This is a genomic window from Nonomuraea terrae (assembly GCF_004348995.1).
GTDB classification, from domain to species: Bacteria; Actinomycetota; Actinomycetes; order Streptosporangiales; family Streptosporangiaceae; genus Nonomuraea; species Nonomuraea terrae.
In genome coordinates this window covers 1-10,109 of record NZ_SMKQ01000271.1, presented here as the reverse complement: position 1 = coordinate 10,109, position 10,109 = coordinate 1, and the positions used below count along the sequence as shown (strand labels likewise).

Genomic DNA, 10,109 nt, shown 5'->3' with positions numbered 1-10,109 from the left:
GGGTGGGGTGAGGTCGGCGCCGGCGCGGAGGGCGTACAACTGGGCCAGGGTCGCGCCCGACGGGCCGATGCCTTCGGAGGAGCCCAGCCACGCGACGGCCTCCTCCTTGCTCAGCGGCCCCACCTCCAGCTGCGCCAGGCAGCGGCCCGGGCGGACCACGGCGGGGTGCAGGCGGGTGAGGTCCTCGTTGGTGGTGATCGCCACCAGGACGTCACGCCCCTGGCCGAGCAGACCGTCGGTGAGGTTGAGCAGGCGCGAGAGCCCCTGCCCCGCCTGCGCCTTCGCCCCCGCGCTGATCAGCTCGTCACAGTCCTCCAGCACGAGCAGCCGCCAGCGCTGCGCCTCCTCGTCGGTGTCGTACCCGACGGCCACCTCCATGAGGTAGCCGGGCTCGTTGAACAGCCGCTCCGGATCGAGCACGCAGTCGACCTGGCACCAGTCCTTCCACTGCTTGGCCAGCGAGCGCAGCAGCGTCGTCTTGCCGGTGCCCGGCTGGCCGTGCAGCAGGATGAGCCGGCCGTTCACGTCGGCCGGGGTGATCGACATCAGCCGGTCGAGCGTGGGGCGGACCTTGGCCGAGTAGTTCTTGCTGATCTCCGTCCAGGGCTGCGCCGTGATCGGCTTCTCCGAACGGGTGCCCCCGTGCGTCCCGCGCCACCAGAAGCCCATCTCCACGTGGTCGACGTCGGGCGCGGCCTCCTCGGCCCCGGCGATGCTCTCCGCCAGCACCGACCTGGCGAGGTCGTCGCTGATCGCCGTCACGCTGACGGTCGCGGTGCGGTTGCGGTGGCGTACGACCCGGAGTGTCCAGCCGTCACCCGCGATGAGCCGCGACTCCGAGCCGTCCTGGATCCGCGCGGCCCGCAGCAGGCGCCCCTCGGCGGGGCTGAGCGTGGCCTCGGGGCGTACGCGCTCCAGATTGGCCAGGCGCGACCATGGCTGAGCCCCCGTGGCGAACGGCGACAACGCCAGCGCGTCGATGACGTCGACGGCCGAGTCGGTGTCGTCGAGCCAGATGTTCATCGGGACCCCGGAGGAGTCGGAACTCGTGGACGGCACCTCCCTCATCACAGACATGAAGCTCATGATCTCCTCCACGTGGTCGGATGTCGAAGCATTTGATGGAAAAAGTGCGTCATCCCGCAATCCGTATGGACCGCTTTGATCCTTTGTCGCTACGGGCGCCAAGATCGACCGGTACCTTGTGTCGTCGGGTCAAATCACTCCTTACGCGGAGGTATCGGGGAAGTGTCGAAGGTCACGTTCCGTGAGCGGGTGCGGTACTGGTTCGACAACACCATGTCGAAGGGCACGACCTCGTTGATCGGTTGGCTGGCCGTGGTCTCCGTGGCGCTGATCGCGGTCACCGCCGCGCTCACGCTGTGGCTGGCGCCGGGCGAGCCCGACGGCGTGAGCCACGCGGGCGAGGTGTTGTGGATCTCGCTCATGCACGCGCTCACCCCGAGCAAGGTGGCCAGCGACAAGGGCTCCGTCGCGTACATGACCGTGATGTTCGCCGGGTCGCTCGGCGGCATCTTCATCGTGAGCATGCTCGTCGGCCTGCTGTCCAACGGGCTCAAGCAGAAGGTGGACCGCCTGCGCCGGGGCCGCTCCCGGATCGTCGAGTCGGGGCACACGGTGGTGCTCGGCTGGTCCGATCAGGTGTTCACGATCGTCGGCGAGCTGGTCAAGGCGCACGCCAGCCGGAAGGGCTCGGTGATCGCCGTCCTGGCCGACCGCGACAAGCTCGAGATGGAGGAGGCCATCCGCGAGCACGTCGGCCTCGGCAGGACCCGCCTGGTGTGCCGCACCGGACGGCCGACCGAGCCGCACGACCTCGCCCTGATGAACCTCGCCGAGGCCAACTCGGTGGTCGTGCTCTCCCCGGACGGCGAGGACCCCGACGCCCACGTGATCAAGATCCTGCTCGCCCTGGCCAAGCGCGAGGGCCCGCACCCGCCCGTGGTCGCGGCGCTCACCTCCAGCCGCAACATCGCCGCCGCCCGCCTGGCCGGCGGCCCCGACGTGCACCTGGTCGACTCCGACGACACCGCCTCCCGCCTGATCGTGCAGTCCTCGCGTCAGTCCGGCATGTCCGTGGTCTGCATGGACCTGCTCAACTTCGACGGCGGCGAGATCTACATGCGCACCCCGAAGAAGCTTATCGGCGTCACCTACGGGGAGGCCCTGCACGGCTACCAGACCGCCTGCGTGATCGGCCTGCGGCGGCCGTCGGGCGTCGTGCTCAACCCGCCCATGGACACCGTCATCGACGCCGATGACCAGGTCATCGTCATCGCCCACGACGACTCCCACGTACGCCTGGCCGCCGGCAAGCCGTCGGTGGACGAGCCGGCCATCGTCACCCCGCAGGCGCCCCCGGCCCGCGAGCCCGAGCGCATGCTCCTGCTCAACTGGAACGGCCGCGCCGAGCAGATCGTCCGCCACCTCGACGGCTACGTCACCCACGGCGCGGTCCTGGAGATCGCCGCCGACCACCCCAAGGCCGGCACGGACCTCGCCGGCCTGAAGAACCTCACCGTGAACGTCAAGGACTGCGACACCACCGACAGGTTCGCGCTGGAGTCGCTCGGCGTCGGCCTCTTCCAGCACGTCATCGTGCTGTCCGACGACCGCTTCGAGCCCCATCACTCCGACACCCGCACCCTCATGACGCTGCTGCAGCTGCGCGACATGCAGCGCACGCTCGGCGAGCACTACTCGATCGTCAGCGAGATGCACGACGAGAACAACCGGGCCCTGGCCGAGGTCACCGAGGCCGACGACATCGTCATCAGTGACACCGTCATCGGCCTGCTGCTGGCCCAGCTCGCCGAGAACCGGCACCTGGCGGACGTGTTCGGCTACCTCTTCGACTCGCGCGGCTCGGAGATCTACCCGCGCCCCGCCGGCGACTACGTCAAGACGGACACGAAGGTGACGTTCTCCACGATCGTGGAGTCGGCGCGGCGCCGGGGCGAGACCGCCATCGGCTACCGCGACGCCGCGGGCCGCAACGAGCCGCCGCACTACGGCATCGTCCTCAACCCCGACAAGTCCGAGACCATCGCGCTGGGGGAGAAGGACTCCGTCATCGTCCTCGCGGAGCGCTGAGTGGCTTCTCCTTCCGCCGGGGTTACCGTTTGCCTGTGAGAACCATCGACTGGGTCGACGGCGCCATCGAGCTCGTGGACCAGACGTTGCTCCCCGACAAGTGCCTGGTGCTGCGCATCCACACCGTGCACGAGCTCGTGGACGCCATCCGGCGGCTGGCCGTGCGCGGCGCGCCCGCGCTCGGCGTGGCCGGCGCGCTCGGCGTCGTCCTCGCCGACGGCGACCCCGCGCAGATCGCCGAGCTGCGCTCCGCCCGCCCCACCGCGGTCAACCTCGCCTGGGGCGTCGACCAGGCCGTCGCCCACCTGCACGAAGGCCGCGAGGCGGTGCTCGCCGCCGCGCTGCGCGTCCGCGACGACGACATCGCCGCCTGCCGGGCCATGGGCGAGCGAGGGGCCGACCTGCTCGAAGGCGACCGGCTGCGCATCATGACCGTGTGCAACAGCGGCGGCCTGGCCGCCGTCGAACGCGGCACCGCGCTCGGCGTCGTCCAGACGCTGCACGAGCGCGGGCGGCTGGCCGAGGTGCTCGTGCTGGAGACCCGGCCGCTGCTGCAGGGCGCCCGGCTCACCACCTGGGAGCTGGCCAGGATGGAGGCGCCGCACCGGCTCATCGCCGACTCCGCGGGCCCGTACCTGCTGGCCAAGGGGGAGGTGGACGCCGTGCTCATCGGCGCCGACCGCATCGCCGCCAACGGCGACACCGCCAACAAGATCGGCTCGTACGCGCTCGCCCTCGGCGCCGAACGCGCCGGGGTGCCGTTCGTCGTGGTCGCCCCCGAGTCCACGATCGACTCGCGCACGCCGACCGGCGACCACATCGAGATCGAGGACCGCGGCGCCGACGAGATCGTCGCCGTCCGGGGTGTGCGCCTGGCCCCCGAGGGCACCCGGGCGCTCAACCCGGCCTTCGACGTGACCCCGCACGACCTCATCACCGCGATCGTCACCGAAAGACGCGTGATCCGGCCGTAGAGCAAATCCGCGATACACGAGTCCTTTCCGCGTTGGCCACGTTACGCTCAGTGGTCACACAGCGACTCTCGGAGATGACCGTGGCCCTTGACCTGGTGTTGCGGCGCGACTGGAAGGCTCGCGCGCCCCGCGGCGACTACACACAGCTCGACTCTGAATCCGCCAGAGGAGTAAAGGTCCACTACACCGGCGGCCGGGTCGACCCCATGATCGTCACCGACCACGGCGGGTGCGTCGACCTCGTACGCGCGATCCAGGCGTACCACATGGAGCGCAACGGCTGGATCGACCTGGGCTACTCGTTCGTGGTGTGTCCCCATCAGAAGGTGTTCGAGGGGCGGGGGCTGCACCGGCTGCCCGCCGCCAACGGCCCCGGTCTCAACGTCGGCCACTACGCCGTGCTCGGGCTGGTGGGCGAGTCCGGCCTGGTCGAGCCGCCCGACGGGATCCTGCACGGCATCCTGGACACGATCGCCTACATCCGCGAGGAGGGCTTCGCGGGCAAGGAGATCAAGGGCCACCGCGACGGGTACGCGACCGAGTGCCCCGGCGCCCACCTCTACGCCTGGATCCGCAACGGAGCCCCCCGTCCGGGCGTTCCGGTGCGGTGACCAACCGCGGCGATCCTGCCCCGGACCATGCAAGCCCGGGGTTACTGGCTCGGCGACATACCGCCTAGTATCCGAATCATGGAACTGGCAGCGGGGTTCGCGTCCACATCACGCGACGACTGGCGGGCGCTGGCGCTGGAGGTCCTGCGCAAGTCGGGCGTCGAGGCCGGCTCGCCGGAGGAGGCGCTGTCGCGCACGACCTACGACGGGTTGACCGTCGCGCCGCTCTACGACCTCGACGACCTGCCCGGCGACCCGGGCGCGCCCGGAGCGCCGCCCTACGTGCGGGGGTCCCGCGCCGCCGCCGGATGGGACGTCCGGCAGCGGCACGCCGTGCCCGACCCCGAGGCGGTGCCGGCCGACCTGGAGAACGGCGTCACCTCGCTGTGGCTGGTCGTCGGCGACGACGCGATCCCGGTAGACGCGCTCGCGACGGTGCTGAAGGACGTCTACCTCGACCTGGCCCCCGTCGTCCTGGAGGCCGGCCGGCTGACCGCGCGTGCCGCCGACGCGCTGCTCGGGCTGGCCGCCGCCCGCGGCGTCGCGCCGACCGGCAACCTCGGAGCCTCCAGCGCGTACGGGCCCGCCGCGGCGGAGCTGGCCGTGCGCTGCGCCGCGGACTTCCCCGGACTGCGCGCCGTCACCGTCGACGCGACGCCGTACCACGACGCGGGGGGCGGCGACGCCGAGGAGCTCGGCTGCTCGATCGCGCGTGGCGTGGCCGAGCTGCGGGCGCTCACCGGCGCCGGGCTCTCCGCCGAGCAGGCGCTCGGTCAGATCGACTTCCGCTACGCCGCCACCGCCGACCAGTTCGCCACCATCGCCAAGCTGCGCGCCGCCCGCCGCCTGTGGGCCCGGGTCGCCGAGGTGTGCGGCGCCCCCGAGGCCGGCGGGCAGCGGCAGCACGCCGTCACCAGCTCGGCCATGATGACCGCCCGCGACCCGTGGGTGAACATGCTGCGCACCACCGTCGCCTGCTTCGCCGCGGGGGTGGGCGGGGCCGACGCGGTCACCGTGCAGCCGTTCGACGCCTGCCTCGGGCTGCCCGACGACTTCTCCCGCCGCATCGCCCGCAACACCCAGTCGCTGCTGCTGGAGGAGTCGTCGCTCGCCCGCGTGATCGACCCGGCCGGCGGCTCCTGGTACGTCGAGCGCCGCACCGCCGACCTCGCCGAGGCCGCCTGGGCCTGGTTCCAGGAGATCGAGGCCGCCGGGGGCATCGACGCGGCCGCCGGCCTGGTGTCCGAGCGCATCGCCGCCACCCGGGCCCGCCGCGAGGCCGACATCGCCCGCCGCCGCCTGCCCATCACGGGCGTCAGCGAGTTCCCCGACCTGCACGAGAAGCCGGTGCACCGGCGCCCCGCCCCCGTGCCGGAGGAGGGCGGGCTGCCCCGGGTGCGCTACGCAGAGCCGTACGAGCGGCTGCGCGACCTGGCCGACGCCCGGCCCGAACGGCCCACCGTGTTCCTGGCCACCATCGGGCCCCTGGCCGCCTACACCGCGCGCGCCGCGTTCGCCGCGAACCTGTTCCAGGCGGGCGGCCTGGCCACCGAGACCGCGGGGCCGGGCACCGATCCCGAGCAGATCGCCACCGCCTTCGCGGTCAGCGGCTCGCCTGTCGCCTGCCTGTGCTCCACCGACCGGCTGTACGAGCAGCACGCCGCCGCCGTGGCCGCCGCCCTGCGCAAGGCGGGCGCGAGGAGGGTGTGGCTGGCCGGCAGGGGGCATTACGACGGGGTGGACGGCAATCTCCACGCCGGCTGCGACGCGCTGGCCGTGCTCCGCGAGACCTTCGACGACCTGGAGGTGGCCCGATGATCCCCGACTTCTCCGGCATCCCGCTGGGCGACGGGCCGGCCGACGCAGGCCCGGCGCCCCGGCCGGAGGCCGAGGTGTGGGAGACACCCGAGGGCATCGGGGTCAAACCCCTCTACACGGCCGCCGACCTGGAGGGGCTCGACTTCCTGCGCACGTACCCGGGGGCCGCCCCGTTCCTGCGGGGCCCGTACCCGACGATGTACGTCAACCAGCCGTGGACCATCCGCCAGTACGCGGGCTTCTCCACGGCCGAGGACTCCAACGCGTTCTACCGCCGCAACCTGGCCGCCGGGCAGAAGGGCCTGTCGGTGGCCTTCGACCTGGCCACCCACCGGGGCTACGACTCCGATCACCCGCGGGTGGCGGGCGACGTCGGCATGGCGGGGGTGGCGATCGACTCGATCTACGACATGCGGCAGCTGTTCGACGGCATCCCGCTCGACCGCATGTCGGTGTCGATGACCATGAACGGCGCCGTGCTTCCCGTGCTCGCGATGTACATCGTGGCGGCCGAGGAGCAGGGTGTCGCGCCGGAGCAGCTCGCGGGGACCATCCAGAACGACATCCTCAAGGAGTTCATGGTCCGCAACACCTACATTTATCCGCCGACGCCGTCGATGCGCATCATTTCGGATATTTTCGCTTATACCAGCGAAAAGATGCCGAAATTCAACTCCATTAGCATTTCTGGTTACCACATTCAGGAAGCCGGGGCCACCTGCGACCTGGAGCTGGCGTACACGCTGGCCGACGGCGTCGAATACCTGCGCGCCGGCATGGCCGCGGGCCTCGACCTCGACCGGTTCGCGCCGCGCCTGTCGTTCTTCTGGTGCATCGGCATGAACTTCTTCATGGAGGTCGCCAAGCTGCGCGCGGCGCGCCTGCTGTGGGCCAGGCTCGTCTCCGGGTTCGGCGCGAAGAACCCCAGATCGCTGAGCCTGCGTACGCACAGCCAGACCTCCGGCTGGTCGCTCACCGCGCAGGACGTGTTCAACAACGTGGTCCGCACCTGCGTCGAGGCCATGGCCGCGACCCAGGGCCACACCCAGTCGCTGCACACCAACGCCCTCGACGAGGCCCTCGCCCTGCCGACCGACTTCTCGGCCCGCATCGCCCGCAACACCCAGCTGCTGCTGCAGCAGGAGTCCGGCACCACGCACGTGATCGACCCCTGGGGCGGCTCCTACTACGTCGAGCGTCTCACCCATGACCTCGCCGAACGCGCCTGGGCCCACATCCAGGAGGTCGAGGCGGCCGGCGGCATGGCCAAGGCCATCGAGGCCGGGCTGCCCAAGCTGCGCATCGAGGAGGCCGCCGCCCGCACCCAGGCGCGCATCGACTCCGGCCGCCAGCCGGTGATCGGGGTGAACAAGTACCGCGCCGGCGCCGACGAGACCATCGAGGTGCTCAAGGTCGACAACAGCGCCGTACGCGCCCGGCAGCTCGACAAGCTCGCCCGGCTCAGGGCCGAACGCGACGGCGAGGCCGTGCGGCGCGCCCTCGACGCGCTCACCAAGGCCGCCGGTCACCCCGCGCCCGGCCTGGAGCACAACCTGCTCAAGCTGGCCGTGGACGCCGCCCGCGCCAAGGCCACCGTGGGGGAGATCTCCGACGCGCTGGAACGCGTGTTCGGCCGGCACACCGGGCAGGTGCGTACGATCACGGGCGTGTACCGCGACGAGTCAGGCCCGGCCGAGAACATCGAACGCGCCCGCCGGGCGTGCGCCGACTTCGAGCGCGCCGAGGGCCGCCGGCCGCGCATCCTGGTCGCCAAGATGGGTCAGGACGGCCACGACCGCGGCCAGAAGGTGATCGCCACCGCCTTCGCCGACCTGGGCTTCGACGTCGACGTCGGCCCGCTGTTCCAGACGCCGGAGGAGGTGGCCCGGCAGGCGGTCGAGGCCGACGTGCACATCGTGGGCGTCTCGTCGCTGGCCGCCGGTCACCTGACCCTGGTGCCCGCGCTGCGCCAGGCCCTCGCCGACCGCGACGCCGGCGACATCATGATCGTGGTCGGCGGCGTCATCCCGCCCGACGACCACGACGAGCTGCGCGCCGCGGGCGCCGCCGCCATCTTCCCGCCCGGCACGGTGATCGCCGACGCCGCCCTCGACCTGCTGGAGCAGCTCAGGGGCCGTCAGTAGGCCGCCTGTTCGCACATCGTGACCGTGACCGTCCGCTGGAGGGCCACGGGGGCGGTGATCCGCAGCGTGACGCTGTGGGCGCCGCCCGTGCTCCTCAGGGGGCGGGGCGCGGCGAGGAGGCGGCGGCCGTTCTCGCCGATGACCGCCGACGAGCGGGCGACGTCGGCGCCGTCGATGACCCAGGTGTAGTCGAAGCTCGTCGCCTCGCCGGTCCGCCGTACCAGGGCGCGCAGGGTGACCTCGCCGCCGGACCAGCAGACGCCGTCCCTGCTGCCGGCGGGGCGCACCTGGGCGATCGCGAACCCGCCGACCGCGCCGGCCGGGGTGTTCCCGCCGGTCGCGTCGGTGGAGACCGCGCTGGGCGTGCCGTCCGTCCGAGGGCTCGGCGGGGCCGTACGCGTGCCGGTTCGTGGGGGAGTGGTCCCGGGGGGCGCCGTGGGGGCGTCGGTGACGACGGCGAGCTTCGCGGTCATCGAGGTCGGCGTCGTCGGGGTGAGCCACAGGATCGCACCGCCCAAGGCGACCACGCACAGACCGGCGAGCACCGCGACCAGCGCCGTCTTGACCCGCCGCCCGCGCCCCTCACCACGGTTCCCGGCGCCGCCCTCGGCCCGGCCGTCCACGTCGCCGCCCTGCGGCGGTCCGTCACCGCCGGACAGGCCGCCCTCGTGGGATGCGCCGTCGTGGTACAGGCCGTCGCGATGAGACAGCCCGTCACCGCTGTGCACGCCGTCATCGTCCGACACGGCGCCTTTTCGCGGCGCGCCGTCGGCGGGACGCGCGCTCACGTCGGCGTCGTGTTCCACCGCGGTCCCGTGCCCGTCATCCCGCCACCCGGGCGCAGGCACGTCCCGCGCTGCTGCCCCCGCCGGGGAACCCACTGACGCGGCGGGCGCCGTCGAATGTCCCACCCCGGACATCACCGGATCGGCGAAACCCGGCGGCGCGCTGAACTCCGGCGGCTCGGGTGTCCTGGCCGCGGGCCTGCGAGGCGGCGGTCCGTCCGGCCGGCCGGACCCGGCCCCCGGCGCTTCGACGGCGGAGGAGAGGTCGAAGAGCGCCTGAAGCGTCGAGGCGGTCTCCTCCTCACCGTTGTGCACCGCCGCCCCGGTGTGCGGCCAAGGCGGGTCGTCGAGGGGCGGGGAGACGGGTTCCGCCCCGGTGTACGGTGCCGCCCCGGTGTGCGGTGCCGAGACGGTGTGCGGCCCGAGGGCCGCGGCGGTCCGGGGACCGTTGCCGGGCGTCGTACGCGTCGAGGTGCGTCGCGGGAGGCCCGCCTCCGCCGCAGACGCCGAGGAGCGGTGCGGCAGGGGCCGCTCCGCGGTTGCGGCGCCGAGCCCGCCCGCCGGCGCCGCGGGGCCGCGTACGCCCGGGAGGGCCGGGCCGGTGGTCGGGGCGGTGGTCGGGCCGACGGTGGGGACCGGCTCAGCGGTGGTGGGCGGTTCGGT

Annotated in this window: 6 protein-coding genes and 1 pseudogene; 5 read left to right on the top strand and 2 right to left on the bottom strand. The window is 72.6% G+C overall.

Annotation, left to right across the window (positions count from 1 at the left end):
* A partial coding sequence (locus E1286_RS42935) for a DUF5925 domain-containing protein (protein WP_132622480.1) occupies window positions 1-1,077 on the bottom strand: 1,077 nt, incomplete at its 3' end.
* A gap of 171 nt (window positions 1,078-1,248) precedes the next feature.
* Between E1286_RS42935 and E1286_RS42930 the strand changes: the two genes are divergently transcribed.
* The 5 genes from E1286_RS42930 (at window position 1,249) to scpA (ending at window position 8,661) form a co-directional block, all read left to right on the top strand.
* Window positions 1,249-3,114 (top strand): CASTOR/POLLUX-related putative ion channel, encoded by a 1,866-nt coding sequence (locus E1286_RS42930; protein ID WP_132622468.1) that lies wholly within the window; start codon window positions 1,249-1,251, stop codon window positions 3,112-3,114.
* Between the two features lie 35 nt (window positions 3,115-3,149).
* Window positions 3,150-4,088, top strand: a complete 939-nt coding sequence (mtnA, locus tag E1286_RS42925; protein WP_132622466.1) for an S-methyl-5-thioribose-1-phosphate isomerase — start codon at window positions 3,150-3,152, stop codon at window positions 4,086-4,088.
* Between the two features lie 74 nt (window positions 4,089-4,162).
* Window positions 4,163-4,699 carry a peptidoglycan recognition protein family protein gene (locus E1286_RS42920; RefSeq protein WP_187368307.1) on the top strand — a complete coding sequence of 179 codons (537 nt, stop codon included), beginning with the start codon at window positions 4,163-4,165 and terminating at the stop codon, window positions 4,697-4,699.
* Window positions 4,700-4,777: 78 nt separating this feature from the next.
* Window positions 4,778-6,517 carry a methylmalonyl-CoA mutase subunit beta gene (locus E1286_RS42915; protein ID WP_132622464.1) on the top strand — a complete coding sequence of 580 codons (1,740 nt, stop codon included), beginning with the start codon at window positions 4,778-4,780 and terminating at the stop codon, window positions 6,515-6,517.
* Complete coding sequence (scpA, locus tag E1286_RS42910) at window positions 6,514-8,661, top strand: methylmalonyl-CoA mutase (RefSeq protein WP_132622462.1); 2,148 nt, start codon at window positions 6,514-6,516, stop codon at window positions 8,659-8,661. Before E1286_RS42915 ends, scpA begins: the two co-directional genes overlap by 4 nt.
* Here scpA and E1286_RS48545 read toward each other — a convergent pair.
* A pseudogene (locus tag E1286_RS48545) lies at window positions 8,655-10,109 on the bottom strand (hypothetical protein); the annotation flags it as partial. The gene scpA and the pseudogene E1286_RS48545 sit on opposite strands and share 7 nt — an antisense overlap.

Excerpts from the sequence above, each read along its gene's own strand:
- E1286_RS42920 (WP_187368307.1), top strand. The coding sequence starts at position 4,163 with ATGACCGTGGCCCTTGACCTGGTGTTGCGGCGCGACTGGAAGGCTCGC.
- E1286_RS42915 (WP_132622464.1), top strand. The coding sequence starts at position 4,778 with ATGGAACTGGCAGCGGGGTTCGCGTCCACATCACGCGACGACTGGCGG.
- scpA (WP_132622462.1), top strand. The coding sequence starts at position 6,514 with ATGATCCCCGACTTCTCCGGCATCCCGCTGGGCGACGGGCCGGCCGAC.